Below are 18,844 nucleotides of genomic sequence, written 5' to 3'. Positions count from 1 at the left end.
TCGTGTTGTTACCTTTGAAACATCATTGCTAAAAAGTATTTTTAATAAAGGATATCAAGACGTTTATGTTATATTTTGCCATACTGTGTATAGGAAAATGTAATAAAAGGCGTTAACCGTTCGGATGCAGCACAATCAGAGTAAACGATACGCTTCAGGCTTTTCACTTATTGAGCTAGTCACTACGATTTTAATTGTAGGGATTCTTGCTGTGTTCGTCATACCCAAACTGATACCTGAATCGAGTTACAGTGCCTACACTTTGAGAAATGAATTTATAAGTGAACTGAGGCAGGTTCAAATTAAAGCGCTTAATAACAGTGATCGTTGTTATCGCATCACTGTCGATTCAGACGGTTATCAATTAACAACCTATAGTCATAACATTAATGCGCCGTTCGCGGGGTGTGTCCCAGCCCAGCTGATACGAACCGATCTAAAGCAAACCTTTAATGGTGGTGCGTATATTGAGCTTGCGAGTAATTCCAGTACTAACTTTAGCATGGACTTCGATAATTTAGGCCGCTCTACATTGGCTTGTACTGGCAGTTGCTTTGTCGTTGTTGCTGATGAAAGCCTCACTATAGCCATGGAATCCGAGGGATATATTCATGGTTTATAAATGTCGAGGCAGAGGGTTTACGTTAATTGAGCTTGTTATTGGCATGCTGGTGCTTAGTATTGCCATCGTGATGTTGACGTCGATGTTATTGCCGCAAGCTGATCGGGCTGTAGATACATTATCACGGGTTCGCTCTGCTGAACTTGCTCATTCAGTGATGAATGAAATCTGGGGTAAACGTTTTGATGAAAACACGAACTCTAATGGCGGTATTCCAGCGTGTAATTCCCCTTTAGGTGTCAGTTGCTCTTCTACACTTGGACCTAATGGCGAAAATCGCAATGACTTTAATGATGTCGACGATTATCACGGACTCAACATTAACAGCACCATGCTTGATTCTAGCCAGACCTATGCTGATGTTTATATTGGCTATCAGATGTCAGTCAATGTGGAATACATAAATGGTCAAGCCCAAAAGCTGATTACCATTGATGTCACGACACCTTCAAGCGAAGTTATTACTTACCAAGCGGTAAGGAGTAATTATTAATGAAGCAAAAGGGCAAGCGTTATTCGAAGATGAAGCAAGCGGGTTTTACCCTAGTTGAAATGGTCACCGTTATCATCATTTTGGGGATTTTAGTTGTTGGGGTCAGTAGTTTCGTCATATTCGGAACACGTATTTTTGTTGAGTCGAGCTCGATTGACCAAGTCTTGGGACAAAGCCGATTTGCTATGGAAAGAATGACGAGGGATATACGCAACTCAGTTCCCAACAGTGTCAGAATTAGGACGGCCAATTTAGGTATTTTTCAGTGTATTGAATTGCTTCCGATTGAGGCAAGCAGTAGCTATTTAGATTTGCCTATTTATCCAGATACATCATCAACGACAGGCACCATTGTTGATAATAATATTAATGTCGCGTCAGGCGTGTTTGCGATTGTTTACCCTCTTGCGAATGAAAGTATTGGCGGCGTTAACGATATCTATCAAGCGAGCCGAAATAAACGTTTTGAAGTGCAATCGAGTAGTTCTGCAGCAGACAAAATCACACTAACGTTTGCAAGTTCGGTTCAATTTGCTGAAGAGTCGCCTATTAAACGAATCTATTTTGCTAATGAGCCTGTGAGCTATTGTTTTGAAAGCGCAATTAACTCTTCGGTTGTCAACCTATATCGTTATGCCAATTATGGTTATTTCATTAGCCAACCAGTGCCATCAAGTATGGGAACTGGGGTATTAATGGCTGAAAATATTACCAATAATTTGTTAGTTGAACCGGCGATTAAAGTCACTGAGCAGAATTTAATGACGAATGCGATAGTCCACCTTGAACCACGCTTTAGTGTGAATGGGGAAACATTTAAATATCAGCATCAAGTGCAGGTGACCAATGTCCCATAACTATCGACTTAATCGAAAACCACAGCAATATGTAAACCTTGGTGCTAGCAAGCAAAAAGGCAGTGCATTAGTTATTGCTGTTTTTGTCATTATTGTGATGTTTTTATTAGCAGGTACCTTGATTCGGATGCTTGAGGATGGAGACGCATCAGTGAACGTTGAAGTCTGGGGGGCAAGGGCTTTGTTTAGTGCCAATAGTGCAGCAGATGCAGAGCTAGCAAAGTTATTTCCGCTCTCTGGCGCTGTTGGTGTATGTAGCGCTAATTCAACTTGGACACCGCCTAACTCTGTGGGATTTCATGGTTGCAGTGTCACGGTAACTTGCACACCTATTAGTGTTGATGGAGTAACGCAATATCAAATTATCAGTAATGCAGTATGTGAGACTGGCGATTGCGCTGGTAATGCAGCAACGACAAATTGTTTAAGAGTCAATAGACAGGTCGAGGTAGAAGCTCGTGGTAATTAATCGATTGAAGTTGTATTCATTTGTAATGCTTGCAGTGCTGTCTTTTCAAGTAAGTGCTTTTGAGAGCATAGATTATGCCCGCTACTTCCCAAATGTCGTTCAAGGACATCATGGTACTGCGGCGAGTTGTGAAAATATCAATCAGCAGTTAGTTATTTACGATGCTCAAATTAATGGAACAAATGGCGTCGCACTCGATTATTGCACAAGTAATTCAAGTAATGAGATTGGAAATCAAACCTGTGATGATGGTGCATCGGGGTATAAAAAGTGCGAAATATCAGGTACTGATATTGATGGTCTTGATTTGAATGCTGCTGGAAATGAGTTTTTGTTTAGCTCAGGTAATACTGGGATCTCATGGGGGCAGTGTTCTAACAATGATCTACTGGGACCTGGAATAACCGAATTTGGGAATGTGATTATTGATAAAAATAATTGCGAATTAACATTCGGTGCTGCGCCAAGTGAACCCTATCGAATCAAGAGCTTAATCTTGGATAAGAAGACCACCATTAACCTTCCAGAAGGTGACTATTGGGTTGAGTCATTTACTATTAATGGTGGCACTCCAGTAATAAATACAACGGGCAATGTCAGATTATTTGTTAATAACAGTACTTCAATTAATGGTGCGTTGACCGTTAATCAAGGTACTGATTCTACATTTACACTGATTGCCTATAACAATATTAATTTTAACAGTTCTGATTCTGAGATTAACGGTTACATATATAGTGACGGTAATATTACCATTAACCGCACCAACACCTTTAATGGCCGTATCACCTCAAGAAAATTAGTGATTAATGATGATACAACCATTAACGACGGATTTCCTGAACCTACTCCTTTCCATATTCAATATGGTAAATCTACCTCTGGTAGCGTGACTTTTGATACGGCTTTTCCTGATGGTGTTACGCCTCTTGTTTTTTTAATGCCGACTATCGAGCAATCGAATACTAATAGTGATGGCCCAGCTTCTGTATTTTTAGATGGCACACCGACGACAACCGGTTTTAGTTGGTCTCAACAGGAGTCTCCGTCACCCGCAAGTCGTTATGTTGAATCTGAAGATATGACAGAAATTCACTGGGTTGCGGTGAATGCGGGAACCCATGATTTATCCAATGGTACTCAGCTTATCGCAGGAACAGTAGAGCTTGATACCGCTCTGATTGGCTCCAATAGTCAATACGTTAATGTGGCGTTACCAAGCACACAGAATGTTGTGCTGAATCAATTGCAAACTCAGGTAAATAACTGTTGGTTGACGAGCTTGTCGCAATTTAACAATACAGGGATCCGTTTAGCGATGGATACTTCTGAAGTCAGGAGTAATAACAGTCGATGCCAGCCAGATAATTTAAATAATAATCAGATTCAGGCGGAAACGGTTGCTTATTTGAGCTTGCAATCAGGCAGTGGCTCAATTGTATTAAACAGTGAAAACCTCAATTATCATTTCGGTCAAGCGCAGACTTTTACCGCAGGTAGTGTTCAAGACCTAAGCTACCAATGCGGCTTTACGACTGCGCTTGAAGGGTTTACTAATCCCCCCATTTTTGTCGCAGGAAAAAATAGCCGCCGTGGTGGTGACGGTGGTTGGTTAAGGCGTTGCCAATTGACAAATTCACTGGTGAGTATGGTGGTTGATGAAGATACCTACCGGGATACAGACCGTCGCCATATATGGGAAAATTATAGTTTTATCGCCTTAGAAAAAGAAGAACAGGTGTTAACGTGTTTTAATGATGACTTTCAGCGCAGTGATGTGGGTGATGATTGGGTCGTTTCTGAAAGTCGCGGTGGGTTTATTCCTACTATTGTGAATAACCGACTTCGGATAACCGAAGCTGCTGGAAATCAGGCTACGTCTTCGACATATCAGCGACTTTTCCCTGCCGCAGGAAACTTAGTGACCATTGAGTTTGATCATTATGCCTATGGGGGTAGTGGTGCTGATGGTATTGCTTTTGTGTTATCTGATGCTTCAATTACTCCTCAGCCTGGTTCATATGGTGGTCCATTAGGCTACGGTGCTCGTTCGAATGTCGACGGTTTTGCGGGAGGTTGGTTGGGTTTTGGTATTGATGAGTATGGTAACTTTTCTACCGAAGGAGGCCCTGGTGGACCTGGTAGAAGACAGCAGTCTGTAGCAGTTCGTGGCTCAGGTTCGGGGACTAGTGGTTACAATTATCTACGTGGTACCTGTAATAATGGGCAAGATAACCCTAGTGGAGGTTGTTTATCGCCTACGGTTGATAATAATGAAAATGCAAATCATCGTTACCGTATAACCGTTGATTCTCAGGTTGCTGGCCAATCAATGGTCAGTGTTGAGCGTGACACTGGCAATGGCTACGAAATGCTCATTTCTCCTTTTGATGCTGCATTAGAACCTAATCAGTCAGCTGTCCCTACTGATTTTTTACTTTCATTAACAGGTTCTACTGGCGGGGCAACTAATAACCATGAAATTGATAATGTTGAAATTTGTGCGCTTGATTCCAACCCAATAGGGGTTGTCATTGACCATTTTGAATTTACTCATACTGGTGCAGCCTTAACCTGTAATGCAGAGCCCATGACATTAAAAGCTTGTGCGAATGCAGACTGTACTCAAACAGTTCCAGATTTTGTTACTGCAACATTGAGTCCTGCAACAATAGCTACTGGTGGCGGCTGGATTGGCGGTAACGTCGTTAGCTTTAGTGGTGGAAGTACCAATTTAGAGTTAAGAAATAATACCGCAGGTTCAGTGACTGTGGATGTAACAGGTTCAACCCCTGGAGCCAAACCATTCAGTACCACTTTATGTAGTATCGCAGGTAATACTCCTACGGCTGCACAATGTACGTTTAATTTTGCAGATAGTGGCTTTATTTTTGATGTGCCGGATAAATTAGCGAATAAACCCACTGGGATGATAAATATCTCCGCAGTAGAGAAAGATAGCGAAACGCTGGAATGTGTTCCTCAATTTGCCGATGTTACCAAGAGCGTGGGATTCTGGAGTGATTATATAGAGCCTAGTACCGTTATCTCAGGCCAAAATGTCTCTGTGACAGGGGCTGGTACTGCAACGAGTATCGGTACAAGTGTTGGCACACGAACGCCAATTAATTTGGATTTTGACAGCAATGGTGTTGCAGAAATTGACGTGAATTACCCTGATGCGGGCGCTATCCAACTTAACGCACAATACGACGGAACAGGTGATGAGGATGGCCTTGTTATGGTCGGGGCTGACACATTTGTCAGCTTCCCTGTCGGATTATGTGTTAGCCCAGTTGATGCTGCTGCGAGTTGTCCTGCTGGAAATCAGACTTGCGCCGTTTATAAAAAAGCGGGCGAAGAGTTTGAATTAACGATTCAAGGTATGGCGTGGGAGTCAGATGGAGATAGCGACTATTGCGATAATCTTGCAACACCAAATTATGCTCATGCAGGAATGACACTCGCAAGTTCCCTTGTGGCACCATCTCCAGGTATCGAAGGTGATATTGGCTTAAGCAGTTATGATCATCTTGCTGCAGCAAATAACAGCAACACGATTACTCAATCAATCAGTGAAGTGGGTGTATTTGAGTTTACCGTTAAGTCAGATTCAAGTTATTTAGGCTCGAGCTTTTATGATATTCCATTGGCGAGCTCAGGTAATATAGGCCGCTTTATACCTGATAGGTTTGCGATTAGTGGTGTCAGCGTATTACCGGCGTGTACTGTATTTAATTATATGGATCAGCCTTTTTCAATGGCGATGAATATTTCTGCATTTAACATTGGCTCAGATGTCACGGAAAACTATCAAGGCGACTTTGCTTTTGCCACGGCGATATTGGTCGGGGAAAACAGTGATGATGGTGATGATAAGCGAAATCGTTTAAGTGCTTTACCAGTATCTGCTAGTTCATGGAGTGCAGGAGTGGCCACAGTTGATAGTAGTTACATGGCAAGCTTATCCCGATTGGCTGCCCCTAATAAAGATGGGCCATTTGAAGACATGGATATCGGTGTGGTTATGGTCGATAACGATGGCGATAATAGCTTTGTGGCAGATCCTGACATGAATGCGGCTACTGTTGGTAGCTGTGGTAGCAATTGCGATGCTAAGCAAATCACAACCCAACGTTTTCGACATGGTCGAGTGGTGATGGATAATACCTATGGTGCAGAAAATGATACCTTGCAAATGCCCACTCGTGCAGAGTATTGGGACGGCGCTGATTGGAGTGTGAATATTCTGGATAACTGCTCCACGGTGACACCTGCTTTAGTTACACAAGTCGATGATTCAGTATTAGGCTATCAATTCGAGCCTAGTTTAACATCTGGGCAAACCATTGTTAGAACTGGGCAATCTTCGATGTTCGCTGCAGGTGAATTTACCTTGCTTTGGAATGCGGTTATTACTGGAACTGCTGCTGACTATCGTGGGCAAGTCACAGCACCACTTATCGTGCCTGAATGGTTACAGTGGTATTGGAACTGGGATAATGCTTCAACGACGACATTATATGATCCAAGAGCCAGTGCTTATTTTGGCCGTTATCGTGGTCACGATAGAATTATCTATTGGCGTGAAAAACGTTAATGGGCAAGTTGAAACCGAGTGACTATGAGTCAGTATTGAGCGTGAGGTCGTTCACTATGTCAAAAAATGTTGAAAGCGCGTTTTTTTGACACTAGATTGCCTTAAACATGCTGCTGTTTTTTTGCTCGAATAGTTGGTGTTTTTCTGCGCTGGTGGATTAATTTAGCATTATTGTAAAAAAAACACCTAGATTAGCGATTGTTAACCTGTTCGGTCTTGTGGAAAACCAGTGGCATTGATAAAGTTACCTGATTTTTCTTTTTTCTGATGTTACAGAATACAGGCTAGATACATGTTCAAAAAGCTGCGTGGAGTTTTTTCAAACGACCTATCGATCGATTTAGGTACGGCAAATACATTAATTTACGTTCGTGACGAAGGTATCGTGTTAAACGAACCATCGGTGGTAGCCATCCGTGGCGAACGTGGCAGTAGCGGACAAAAATCAGTAGCTGCTGTGGGAACAGATGCAAAGCAAATGCTAGGTCGTACACCTGGCAATATTCAAGCTATTCGTCCAATGAAAGACGGTGTTATCGCTGACTTTTATGTGACAGAGAAAATGCTGCAGCATTTCATCAAGCAAGTGCATAACAATAGCTTTTTCCGCCCAAGTCCACGTGTGCTTGTGTGTGTACCGGTAGGTGCAACCCAAGTTGAGCGCCGTGCGATCCGTGAATCAGCCATGGGTGCTGGTGCACGTGAAGTTTACCTAATTGAAGAACCAATGGCTGCGGCGATTGGTGCAGGCTTACCTGTTTCAGAAGCGACTGGTTCAATGGTCGTTGATATCGGTGGTGGTACAACTGAAGTTGCGATTATCTCGCTCAACGGTGTGGTGTATTCATCATCAGTGCGTATTGGTGGTGATAAATTTGATGACGCCATTATCAACTACGTTCGTCGTAATTACGGCAGCTTGATTGGTGAAGCAACCGCAGAGCGTATTAAACATACCATCGGTACTGCTTATCCTGGTGATGAAGTGCTTGAAATTGAAGTTCGTGGTCGTAACCTTGCAGAAGGTGTTCCAAGAAGTTTCACTTTGAACAGCAATGAAATTTTAGAGGCACTGCAAGAGCCTTTATCAGGTATTGTAAGTGCTGTTATGGTTGCATTAGAGCAGTCTCCGCCAGAACTGGCTTCTGATATTTCAGAGCGTGGCATGGTGCTGACAGGTGGTGGTGCATTATTACGCGATTTAGATCGTTTATTAATGCAAGAAACTGGCATTCCTGTCATGGTTGCTGATGATCCATTAACGTGTGTTGCTCGAGGTGGCGGAAAAGCCCTTGAGATGATCGACATGCACGGTGGTGACTTATTCTCTGAAGAGAACTAAAGAGCGAAACAACGGCGGTGTTTATTCTGACAAGTATGTTAAGAGTGTCACCGCCTACATATTATGAAACCCATTTTTGTTCGTGGTATATCGCAACAATTTAGATTAACACTGGCAATATTTTTGTCGGTGGTGTTGCTTATCGCCAATGATCGTCTAGATCCCATTCGTCAGTCCATTTCCTCAGTTTTAAGTCCCTTACAATATTTAGCGAATGTCCCCGGTTTATTGCTGGATTGGTCAGCTGACTCCATCGCTACGCGAAATATGTTGGCGATGCAAAATAAAGAATTATTGCGTCAACAACTTATGATGTCTGAGCGATTACAGCGCTTTGAACATTTACGTCAAGAAAACGAACGCCTTCGAGCGTTACTCGGCTCTCCAGTGCATATGGATGCTCGAAAAGTGGTTGCAGAAGTCATGGAAGTGGCAAGTGATCCCTTTAGGCATTATGTCGTGTTAAATCACGGTGCACGTACAGGGGTTTTTGTCGGTCAGTCAGTCGTTGATGCCCAAGGGGTTGTTGGACAGGTGATTGAAGTCAGCGAGCTGACGAGTCGGGTGTTATTAGTAACTGATCCTACTCATGGGATCCCTGTTCGAATTACCCGTAATGATGTTCGCGCCGTAGCACAAGGCACTGGGGATATTGACGAAATTGAATTGCGACATGTTGCCAAAAGTACCGATATCGTTGTTGGCGATTTACTGGTTACATCAGGACTTGGGAATCGTTTTCCAGAAGGCTATCCTGTTGCACGAGTGATGAAAATTTCACGTGATGCTGGGCAAAGTTATTCGGTTGTTTCGGCTCAGCCATTAGCGGCACTTGATAGGATCCGTTATGTGTTGCTCATATGGCCTGATGATGGCACACAAGAGCAAGTTGATCCTGCTACCATGGTGAATGAGGCTGAACTTGATATTGAATCAGCGGAAGATGAGGTAAGCCAATGAGTGCGCATATCGCCAATGGCCGCTTTGTCGTGCTAGTGACCATATTTATTGGCATGATGTTTCAGATTATGCCGTTACCTAAAATCGTCGAGGCGTGGCGTCCTGATTGGTTATTGATGGTAATGATCTATTGGGCAATGGCATTGCCACATCGCTATAGTATTTTAACGGCTTGGGTATTAGGAGTATTACTGGATGTGCTACTAGGTGCAACCTTAGGTATTCGCTCACTTGCTTTTTCGATTGTGATTTATGTGATTGTGATGCAATCACAACGATTACGTAATTTTACTCGCTGGCAGCAGTCTATTTTGGTCGCTATTTTTATTTGCCTGTATCATTTTATTATTTACTGGGTTGAGTTTGTAGTGAACGGCGTGGCATTTGATTGGTCAATGTTTTTACCTGCAGTGTCCAGTATTTTCATGTGGTGGTGGGTATTTTGGGTTTTACGAAATATTCGTCGCCGATATAAGGTCCGTTAATATGGGATGGGTTCTCGCTTCGGCTTCGCCAAGACGAAAAGCGCTTTTTGCTGAAGCTGCTTTTACAGAGTCAGATTTTACCTTTAGGCAAGTGGCACCAGATATTGATGAGTCGCACCACGATAATGAACCTGCTGCCGAGTTTGTTGTTCGTTTAGCTAAAGAAAAAGCCAGAGTGGGTTTGACTTTATGCAGTGATGAGCCAACTGCGAAAGTGTTGGGGTCAGATACTATTGTCGTTATGGGCGTGGAAATTTTAGGTAAGCCTGAAAACATTAATGATGCAAAGCGCATGTTAACCTTGTTATCGGGTCAAACTCATCAAGTTATGACGGCAGTAGCGGTGACCAACGGTGTAATAACGCTGACTCGTTTATGCCAGACTCGAGTGACATTTTGCGAGATATCAGCAGAGGCTATCGATGCGTATATCAACACCGAAGAACCTATGGATAAAGCCGGTGCATATGGCATACAAGGGCTAGGTGGTTGTTTCGTACAATCTATTATGGGGAGTTATTCCGCCGTCGTAGGATTGCCGTTAGTCGAAACGCGCGAACTGCTCCATGAAATGAATCAAATTGAATTAACTTAATCTTTCGTTCGCCAACATGTGAATGTTACCACACCCATTTTGGCTGGTAATACATTATCCTTGAAGCGCGGCGTTAAACAGGTGGCTTATGCACACAAAAGCACAGCGTAAAAAAGGATCTGAATTACTGATTAACGTTACGCCAACAGAAGCCAGAGTTGCACTTGTTGAGCATGGCGTTTTACAAGAAGTTCATATAGAACGCCGAATGAAACGTGGCTTAGTTGGTAATATTTATAAAGGTAAAATCAGCCGAGTATTACCTGGTATGCAGGCCGCATTCGTTGATATCGGACTCGAAAAAGCAGCCTTTTTACACGCATCAGATATTGTGCCGCATACCGAATGTGTTGCCGATGTAGAAAAAGGTAATTTCGTGGTGCGTGATATTGCTGAGCTCGTGCGCCAAGGCCAAGACATTATGGTTCAAGTGGTTAAAGATCCCCTTGGCACCAAAGGTGCTCGTTTAACCACAGATATAACTCTCCCTTCTCGATATCTCGTCTTTATGCCAGGCTCAAGTCATGTTGGTGTGTCTCAACGTATTGAAGAAGAAACAGAACGTGCTCGCCTAAAGAAAATTACCGAACCCTATGTCGATGAAGATGGTGGCTTTATTATTCGCACCGCAGCGGAGGGGGTGGGTGATGATGAGTTAGCCCAAGATGCTGCATTTTTACGTCGTGTTTGGGCGAAAGTGAGCGAACGCCGTAAACGTAAAGGTGCCACTCTCCTGTATCAAGATTTAGCGCTTCAAGTGCGTATTATTCGAGACTTTGTCGGTGAGGAGCTTGATCATATTCAAGTCGATTCAAGACGTACTTTTGCAGAACTTCAAGGGTTTGCTCAAGAGTTCATGCCAGAAATCGCAGACAAAATTGAGCATTACGCTGGCCCTTCTCCTATTTTTGAACTGTACGATGTAGAAAATGAAATTCAGCGTGCATTAGGTCGTAAAGTAGAACTGAAGTCGGGTGGTTATTTGATTATCGATCAAACAGAGGCCATGACAACGGTTGATATTAATACTGGTGCTTTTGTTGGCCACAGAAACCTTGCCGAAACCATTTTTAATACCAATCTAGAAGCGACTCAAGCTATTGCTCGACAATTACGACTGCGAAATTTAGGTGGCATCATCATTATCGATTTTATCGACATGATGAATGATGATCATAAAAAGCGGGTGTTAGACAGCTTAACAGCAGCGTTAGCAACCGATCGTGTTAAAACGAGTGTAAGTGGTTTTTCAGGCTTAGGTTTAGTTGAAATGACCCGTAAACGTACCCGTGAAAGTTTAGAGCATGTGGTGTGCGGTGAGTGCCCTGCGTGCCAAGGTACAGGCTCAATGAAAACGGTTGAAACGGTTTCATATGAGATATTCAGAGAGATTATTAGATTAAATAGAGCATACGCAGCAGATGAGTTTTTGCTGTACTGTTCACCGGCGGTATTCAAAAGTTTAAGTACTGAAGAAGGCCACTTATTAGCAGAATTAGAAGTGTATATTGGCAAACAGATCCGCCTGCAAAACGAGACTTTATATACTCAAAATAAGTATGACGTGGTGATGGTGTAGTGCCCAAAAGTAAAACCGTAAAAGTGTGTCGTTTTTTGTTCCAATTTGTAGCCGTAGTACTGGTACTATTTGCGCTAGCGGTGAGTCTCATCCGAGGATTAATACCTCAGCTTCCTGAAGCGCGATACGAAGTGGTGAATTACCTCAAAGAGCAATACCAGATTGAAGTTCAAGTGGGTAAACTCAGTGCCGAGTGGCAAGCGTTTGGACCTGCATTAACGGTTAATAATCTCGTTATTCCTCCGCAGCCATCGCTACCTGTGACCTTAATTGCCAACAAAGTGCACTTAAAACTCGACTTTTGGCAAACGTTACTCACTCTGTCCCCTAAAATTGAAACCGTAAAATTTGATGGCATCCATGTTGCGTTAAATGTAGACGAGCTTTCTAGTTCGAAAAGTGATGAGGATGCGAGTACCAATTTAGATTGGTTATATGCCTTGTTACTTGAGCAGCTTGAATATTTTTCTATCAGTGACGGTACTTTACAGTTGCTAAGTCATAGCCATGATTTTAGACCAATATTTATCAGTAATTTGATGTGGCATAACCAACCAGGCCTTCACCAAGCGAAAGGCTTTATGCATTTGGATTCAGAAGCGTCAGCAAGTGAATTACTGGCTCTCAGAATTGATGTTACTGGCGATGGCTACAAACCTGATGAATTAGTGGGTCAAATTTATCTCTCTGCTGAATCATTAGATCTAGGTGAGTGGGCTTCACGTCAACATGACCCTTTATTAAAATTAGATAGTATTGAATTTGAAGGTGTTGTAAATCTTAAAGCTTGGCTAGGTATAGAGCATCGAACTATCAATACAGGCTTGTTGATGTTCGAACCAAGCTGGTTGCAGTGGAATACATCTGATCAGCAAAATACTGAACAACTGCAAAAGTTTGCGATTAATGGCGGTGCGTTAAAGTGGCAACCAAATGATAATGGCTGGCAAGTTACAAGCCATGATTTAGACTTTTCGACCAATGGTGTTCCATGGCCTGAGCTTAATTTATCACTGAAAACTAACTACAGTGACTTATCGGTTAGCGTGAATGAAATTGCGCCTGAAGTGCTCACGCCATTGCTCCCTTTATTTCCTAAAATGGGAGAAAAGGGCGTGGCTCAATGGCAAGAGTTGTCACCAAGTGGCGTTATTGGGCCGCTGCAATTACTTAAAGAGTCAGGGAAACCATTCTTACTCAAAACCGAAATTAACCAACTCAAGTGGTCTGCTACAGAGGGAATACCCGGTAGTGCCCCAATTGATTTACGCTTTTCTTGGGTCAATGGCTTAGTCAATGCTGAGTTCCCAGCACAAGATTATCAACTTGATTTTCAAGATGGGTTTGAAGCACCGCTTGCGCTTAAAGGTGATGCATTTCAAGTTCAATATAACGTCGATAAGTCGCGCCTGATATTACCTCATGTTCACTTTAGCAATGCCGATATCGATCTCGCTGCATCAATGCAACTGGATTTATTAGAGCAAGCACACCTTGCCTTAAATGCTAACTTAGCCATCAATAATGTTGAACATGCGGGTCGTTATTTTCCGTTAGATGCGATGAGCGATAACTTGGTAGATTATCTAAATGGATCGCTTAAAAAAGGCCAAATTCCTGACGCTGAAATTGTCTGGCACGGTCAACTTAATCAGTTTCCATATCAAGATCATTCTGGCATCTTTCAAGCAGGTTTTAATTTAAATGATGGTGCATTTTTGTTTCAACCCGATTGGCCAGCAGTTGAAGCGTTAAGCCTTTATGCATTATTTGAAAATGCGGCAATGGATATTGTTGTTAACAAAGGGAAATTATTGGATGTGGATGCCGACGGTGCACACGTTTATATTCCTTATATGGGTAAAGAAACGACCTTAAGAATTGAAGCTGAGGTTGGCGCTGATGTTGATGCTGCAAAAGCCGTTATTGATAATTCACCGCTTAAAACCTCAGTGGGCTCAACACTCAATGTTGTGCAAATCTCTGGTGACATTGTGAGTGATTTAGATTTAACCATTCCGCTTTATGATGGTGCGAAAGCGAACAATAAAGGCGTGATTACCTTCGATAATAATGCCGTATATATCACCTCTCCCGGGCTGCATTTAAACAGTGTGAGCGGCGCTGTCGAATTTATTAATGCTGAAGTGAGTGGTCAAGAAATCGCGGCAGATTTATTTGAGCAACCATTGCAGTTTAGCTTTGCAACAGAGCAAACGAATAGCGGTGATCTTGCTTTAAGCGTCGATCTGAACGGCCAATGGGATTTAGATAATTTACCGAATTACATTGATAATCCATTATCTGATTATTATTCAGGAAGCCTAGATTGGGATGGTGGGTTAACGATGATTTTTGATCCGCTTGGTTATCGTTTACAAGTACAATTAAATTCAGATCTCACAGGCACAACATTGTCCTTACCAGCTCCTTTTACTAAAGCAGCCGACGAACCTAGAATGCTGCGAGCTGAATTAATTGGTGATAACAAGCAGTCTTCCTTAGGGATCAAGTTAGGCAAAGAAGCTGAGTTTTGGGGCGGGTTTAATGAGCAAAGTGGCGACTACCTCGCACATTATGATCTGTTACTCGGGCGCCATTTTAAACTGGGTGATAAGCTCGTTAAAAACCAAGGTCACATTCAAATTGACTTACCAGAAGCTGAGTTGACCACATGGCTACCTCTTATCAGTAAATTTACTGATAAAGTGACATCCAGTATCGATGTTATCGCAGATAAAGAATCAATAGTCGTCAATGATGAAACTGCGCAAACTGCCCCTGATAATACTGCTGAAACAACAAACATTGAGACAATTGCTGAACTGGCTAATCAATCTTCTTCAGTAAACGTTGAATCAGAGCCAGTAGTTAACCTCACTGACCTTGATGACAAGGTGAGCTTTTTCCCGCCGTTAACCTTAATCGACGCCCAAATTGGTTCATTGAATATTTTAAGTCAAAACTTTGAGCAATTATCGTTTACAGCCAAGCCGCTTCAGCATGTATGGCGTTTCGATATTGAATCAGAGCAGATGGTGGGTAATATTGATTTTTATCCAAGTTGGCGCGAGCAAGGCCTTAAAATTGTTGCCAGTAAATTGCATTTAGCACCTAATGTGAAAGCGCCAGAAGATGCCGAATTTACCCCAGGCAATTTACTCGATAATTTACCGCCACTTGCAGTTGATGTAGATGATTTTGGTTTATATAAAACGCGTTTAGGCCACCTTGTGCTACAAGGAATACCGTATGAGAATGGCTACCGCTTCCAAACGTTGACCTTAACAAGGCCAATAGTCAGCCTGCAAGCCTCTGGAGATTGGACGTTCGCCGCAGGAAAAAGCATGACCACGTTTGATGTCAATGTAAAAGCCAGCAAGTTTGATGCGTTATCTGAAGCGTTAGGCATCAGTCCTGGTCTTAAAGATGCGCCTGTGGATATGGTGGGAGAGTTTTCATGGCAAGGTGCGCCGTATGAATTCTCATTAGAAACCTTAAACGGTAAATTACGCTTTGATTTGGGTAAAGGGTATTTATCTGAAGTGAGCGATAAAGGCGCTCGTATTTTCTCCTTGTTTAGTTTGGACTCGTTAGTGAGAAAACTCTCGTTAGACTTCTCTGATGTGTTTGGCAAGGGGTTATATTTCGACTCTTTTGGTGGCTCATTGGATATTGATAATGGCGTCGTAAAAACCACAGATACAGAAATGGATGCGATAGCAGGCAACATGAAAGTACGAGGCTATACTGACTTAACCACTCAAAGTTTGAATTACGATATTCGCTTTATTCCGCAATTAGCCTCGAGCGTTCCAACTGTAGTGCTATTAAGTACCAGCGCTTGGACATTGGGCTTAGGCGCCTTTGCACTCACAAAAGTATTGGAGCCAGTCATTGAAGTCATTTCTGAAATTCGTTTCAGATTAGGCGGTACAATGAATGATCCTTTGCTAGAAGAGTTAGAGCGTAAGAGTAAAGAAATCGAAATCCCTGAATCAATTTTACCTCGCGAAAAAGTGGAAACTGAGCCACAAAGTAATCTGCAAGGTGCTCAACAAGACCAATTGCAACAGGCGAGCGAGCGATTAGATGTCAATGACTCTGGCAGTCAAACTGTAACTGAGATGACTGTATCAGACAGTTCCAATGTACCTGCAATCAGTATCGAGGCGGATAGCAGCAAAAACAGCGATAACATCATTATTAACAGCAATACTCAAACCGAGACTGATTCCGTTAACGCTCCTAAAGGGGAGGGTAGCAGTCCGATATCATTTGTTGATTACCAGCAACGTCAAAGCCAAGGAGGCGCTAATGCAAGTCAACTTACTGCAATGTCAGAGCAGCAGGGATGTTCAAGCCAACTTAGCTTTTATCGACGAGCAGCTTAGTCAACTTCCAAGGCAAGAAAATCATCCTCAGCTCGTTGTATTACCAGAATGTAGTTTGTTATTTGGTGGTCATGAACAGCAACAGTTATCAGTCGCTGGAGATGATAAAACCAGTGAGCTGAAACAGGCTTTAGCTGCATTGGCTAAACGTCATCGAGTGTATATGGTGGCTGGAACCATTCCTATTTTAGCGAATGATGGACGGGTATATAGCCGAAGTTATTTATTTGATGATACAGGTGATACCTTAGGCAGTTATGATAAGTTACACTTATTCGATGTCGAAGTTGCCGACAGTACACGCTCATATCGTGAAAGTGATACTTTTTGTCCTGGCGATCGTATTAGTGTTATCGATACCCCGTTTGGTAAAGTGGGCTTAGCCATTTGTTATGACGTAAGATTTGCCGATTTATTCCGTGCTTTACGAGCTGCAGGTGCTGATATTATTGCTCTGCCATCAGCGTTTACTAAAGTGACAGGCGAAGCTCATTGGCAAGTGTTAGTGCAAGCTAGAGCGATTGAAAGTCAATGTTACATTCTGGCAGCTGATCAATGGGGCAAACATAATCAAGGCAGCCGAGAAACTTGGGGGCAGAGTATGATTGTTGATCCTTGGGGGCACATTGTCGCCGAACGAAAAACGGGAACAGGTTGGGTGCAAGGTCAGATAGACCGACAACAACTCAACGATATTAGACAGCAAATTCCAGTCGTGGAGCACAACCGTTTTAATTTACCCGTGCTAACGACAGCACTTTAATCAAAGTATTAAAGTCAGAAAGATAAATGAGACATCGCTGTTGCGATTGATGAATTACATTTTTACAAGCCATAGGGCTTAAAGAGAGAATTAATGCCATTTCTAGCTCAAGTTGAACAAAGTTTATTACATGATGGGTTAACCCTTGATGGGCTACAGGATTACCTCAATATTATTCACCAACATAATATTGATTTTTCAGATTTATATTTTCAAGGTAGCCGCCATGAAACTTGGGCGTTAGAAGATGGCATCATTAAAGAAGGCAGTTTTCATATTGAACGTGGCGTAGGGGTTCGAGCCATAACGGGTGAAAAGACAGGCTTTGCTTATGCTGATGAAATTACTCCAGCAGCGCTGCAATCAGCAGCTGAAGCTGCACGAGGTATCGCAACCGCTGGTCAGCAACATCAGGTGCATGCCTTTAAGCGTCACAATACTCACGCACTATACAAAAGTGACGACCCCATTGCTGCAATGGAAGAAGCGCCAAAAATCAACCTGCTTAAACAAACCGATGCATACATTCGCAGTCTAGATACACGTATTATCCAAGTCGTGGTTAGTTTATCAGGGGTGCATGAAGAAATTTTAGTTGCAGCCAGTGACGGTACGCTTGCTGCTGATATTAGACCTTTAGTTCGTTTCAACTGTAGCGTCATTCTTGAAGATAATGGTAAACGTGAGCGTGGCAGTGCTGGTGGTGGCGGTCGTCATGATTACAGTGTGTTTTTAGCGACAGATGATGCTGGTTTACCTGTTTGTTTTGAGTTTGCTCGAGAAGCTGTACGTCAAGCGCAGGTTAATGTGAACGCCATTGATGCTCCAGCAGGTGAGATGCCTGTTGTCCTCGGTAATGGCTGGCCTGGTGTATTGTTACATGAAGCGGTAGGGCATGGCTTAGAAGGTGACTTTAATCGTAAAGGCAGTAGTGCATTTAGCGGCAAAGTGGGTCAGCAAGTGGCATCAGAGTTAGTGACGGTGGTGGATGACGGTACAATTGAAAACCGTCGTGGTTCATTGAGCATCGATGATGAAGGCGTGCCAACGCAAAAAACGACTTTGATTGAAAACGGTATCTTAAAAGGCTACATGCAAGATAAGTTAAACGCGCGCTTAATGGGACAAGCTACGACGGGTAACGGTCGCCGTGAGTCTTATGCACATTTACCTATGCCACGTATGACAAACACCTATATGGAAGCGGGTACTTCGACGCCAGAAGAGATGATTAAGTCGGTTAAAAAAGGCATTTACGCTCCTAACTTTGGTGGCGGCCAAGTGGATATTACCTCGGGTAAATTTGTATTCTCAGCCTCTGAAGCGTATTTGATTGAAAATGGTGAAGTGACCGAAGCAATCAAAGGCGCCACATTAATTGGTAATGGACCTGAAGCCATGAGCCAAATCTCGATGGTCGGTAATGATCTTTCGTTAGATAAAGGTGTGGGCGTTTGCGGTAAGGATGGACAAAGTGTGCCAGTTGGTGTTGGTCAGCCTACATTGAAATTAGATAGCTTAACCGTTGGCGGAACGGCATAAACGGAAAAATAAAGGTGCTGTAATGGCACCTTTTTATTTTGTACTACACTCATTTAGAATATTTAAAATCAATCTCTTACGCTAGAAGTAAACCGTAAAACTAGTTATAATTCGCCAATTTAGAGTTATTGCTCTAACTAAAG

13 protein-coding genes are annotated in these 18,844 nt (G+C 42.7%); all 13 read left to right on the top strand.

Going from position 1 to position 18,844, the window contains the following annotated elements; translation table 11 throughout:
- Positions 1 to 124: 124 nt before the first annotated feature.
- The 13 genes from AB4128_RS01920 (at position 125) to tldD (ending at position 18,701) form a co-directional block, all read left to right on the top strand.
- Positions 125 to 622, top strand: coding sequence for a type II secretion system protein (locus AB4128_RS01920; RefSeq protein ID WP_192021977.1), 498 nt, complete (start codon positions 125 to 127; stop codon positions 620 to 622).
- Positions 612 to 1,115, top strand: a complete 504-nt coding sequence (locus AB4128_RS01915) for a prepilin-type N-terminal cleavage/methylation domain-containing protein (RefSeq protein ID WP_372036566.1) — start codon at positions 612 to 614, stop codon at positions 1,113 to 1,115. The genes AB4128_RS01920 and AB4128_RS01915 overlap by 11 nt, the downstream gene beginning before the upstream one ends.
- Positions 1,115 to 1,972: a PilW family protein gene (locus tag AB4128_RS01910; RefSeq protein WP_372036564.1), complete on the top strand. Its 858-nt coding sequence runs from the start codon at positions 1,115 to 1,117 to the stop codon at positions 1,970 to 1,972. The genes AB4128_RS01915 and AB4128_RS01910 overlap by 1 nt, the downstream gene beginning before the upstream one ends.
- Positions 1,962 to 2,441 carry a hypothetical protein gene (locus AB4128_RS01905; protein ID WP_055022909.1) on the top strand — a complete coding sequence of 160 codons (480 nt, stop codon included), beginning with the start codon at positions 1,962 to 1,964 and terminating at the stop codon, positions 2,439 to 2,441. Before AB4128_RS01910 ends, AB4128_RS01905 begins: the two co-directional genes overlap by 11 nt.
- Before the next feature lie 25 nt (positions 2,442 to 2,466).
- A complete protein-coding gene (locus tag AB4128_RS01900) occupies positions 2,467 to 7,041 on the top strand; it encodes a DUF6701 domain-containing protein (protein WP_372036614.1) in 4,575 nt (1,524 codons plus the stop codon).
- Positions 7,042 to 7,333: 292 nt separating this feature from the next.
- The gene (locus AB4128_RS01895) at positions 7,334 to 8,383 is read left to right on the top strand and encodes a rod shape-determining protein (protein WP_055022908.1); all 1,050 of its coding nucleotides are present in this window, start codon (positions 7,334 to 7,336) and stop codon (positions 8,381 to 8,383) included.
- A 63-nt stretch (positions 8,384 to 8,446) separates the two neighbouring features.
- Complete coding sequence (gene mreC / locus AB4128_RS01890) at positions 8,447 to 9,343, top strand: rod shape-determining protein MreC (RefSeq protein WP_055022907.1); 897 nt, start codon at positions 8,447 to 8,449, stop codon at positions 9,341 to 9,343.
- Complete coding sequence (mreD, locus tag AB4128_RS01885; RefSeq protein WP_055022906.1) at positions 9,340 to 9,828, top strand: rod shape-determining protein MreD; 489 nt, start codon at positions 9,340 to 9,342, stop codon at positions 9,826 to 9,828. Before mreC ends, mreD begins: the two co-directional genes overlap by 4 nt.
- A 1-nt stretch (position 9,829) precedes the next feature.
- The gene (locus AB4128_RS01880; RefSeq protein WP_372036562.1) at positions 9,830 to 10,423 is read left to right on the top strand and encodes a nucleoside triphosphate pyrophosphatase; all 594 of its coding nucleotides are present in this window, start codon (positions 9,830 to 9,832) and stop codon (positions 10,421 to 10,423) included.
- Between the two features lie 88 nt (positions 10,424 to 10,511).
- On the top strand, positions 10,512 to 12,002 hold the full coding sequence (gene rng, locus AB4128_RS01875; RefSeq protein ID WP_055022904.1) for a ribonuclease G: 1,491 nt from the start codon (positions 10,512 to 10,514) through the stop codon (positions 12,000 to 12,002).
- Positions 12,002 to 16,396 carry a YhdP family protein gene (locus AB4128_RS01870; protein ID WP_372036560.1) on the top strand — a complete coding sequence of 1,465 codons (4,395 nt, stop codon included), beginning with the start codon at positions 12,002 to 12,004 and terminating at the stop codon, positions 16,394 to 16,396. Before rng ends, AB4128_RS01870 begins: the two co-directional genes overlap by 1 nt.
- Positions 16,320 to 17,159, top strand: a complete 840-nt coding sequence (locus tag AB4128_RS01865) for a carbon-nitrogen hydrolase family protein (RefSeq protein ID WP_372036558.1) — start codon at positions 16,320 to 16,322, stop codon at positions 17,157 to 17,159. The genes AB4128_RS01870 and AB4128_RS01865 overlap by 77 nt, the downstream gene beginning before the upstream one ends.
- 93 nt (positions 17,160 to 17,252) lie before the next feature.
- Complete coding sequence (gene tldD, locus AB4128_RS01860) at positions 17,253 to 18,701, top strand: metalloprotease TldD (protein ID WP_055022901.1); 1,449 nt, start codon at positions 17,253 to 17,255, stop codon at positions 18,699 to 18,701.
- The last annotated feature ends 143 nt before the right edge of the window (positions 18,702 to 18,844 follow it).

This window comes from Shewanella sp. 10N.286.52.A9, from assembly GCF_041468985.1.
Lineage (GTDB): Bacteria > Pseudomonadota > Gammaproteobacteria > Enterobacterales > Shewanellaceae > Shewanella > Shewanella japonica.
Note: the sequence above shows the minus strand (reverse complement) of the source record. Positions and strands in the feature narration are given on the sequence as shown.

What these genes read in the sequence shown, in the direction of transcription:
- mreC (WP_055022907.1), top strand. Translation starts at nt 8,447, where the DNA reads ATGAAACCCATTTTTGTTCGTGGTATATCGCAACAATTTAGATTAACA.
- AB4128_RS01880 (WP_372036562.1), top strand. Translation starts at nt 9,830, where the DNA reads ATGGGATGGGTTCTCGCTTCGGCTTCGCCAAGACGAAAAGCGCTTTTT.
- AB4128_RS01865 (WP_372036558.1), top strand. Translation starts at nt 16,320, where the DNA reads ATGCAAGTCAACTTACTGCAATGTCAGAGCAGCAGGGATGTTCAAGCC.
- rng (WP_055022904.1), top strand. Translation starts at nt 10,512, where the DNA reads ATGCACACAAAAGCACAGCGTAAAAAAGGATCTGAATTACTGATTAAC.
- AB4128_RS01895 (WP_055022908.1), top strand. Translation starts at nt 7,334, where the DNA reads ATGTTCAAAAAGCTGCGTGGAGTTTTTTCAAACGACCTATCGATCGAT.
- tldD (WP_055022901.1), top strand. Translation starts at nt 17,253, where the DNA reads ATGCCATTTCTAGCTCAAGTTGAACAAAGTTTATTACATGATGGGTTA.
- AB4128_RS01905 (WP_055022909.1), top strand. Translation starts at nt 1,962, where the DNA reads ATGTCCCATAACTATCGACTTAATCGAAAACCACAGCAATATGTAAAC.
- AB4128_RS01910 (WP_372036564.1), top strand. Translation starts at nt 1,115, where the DNA reads ATGAAGCAAAAGGGCAAGCGTTATTCGAAGATGAAGCAAGCGGGTTTT.
- AB4128_RS01900 (WP_372036614.1), top strand. Translation starts at nt 2,467, where the DNA reads ATGCTTGCAGTGCTGTCTTTTCAAGTAAGTGCTTTTGAGAGCATAGAT.
- mreD (WP_055022906.1), top strand. Translation starts at nt 9,340, where the DNA reads ATGAGTGCGCATATCGCCAATGGCCGCTTTGTCGTGCTAGTGACCATA.
- AB4128_RS01920 (WP_192021977.1), top strand. Translation starts at nt 125, where the DNA reads ATGCAGCACAATCAGAGTAAACGATACGCTTCAGGCTTTTCACTTATT.
- AB4128_RS01915 (WP_372036566.1), top strand. Translation starts at nt 612, where the DNA reads ATGGTTTATAAATGTCGAGGCAGAGGGTTTACGTTAATTGAGCTTGTT.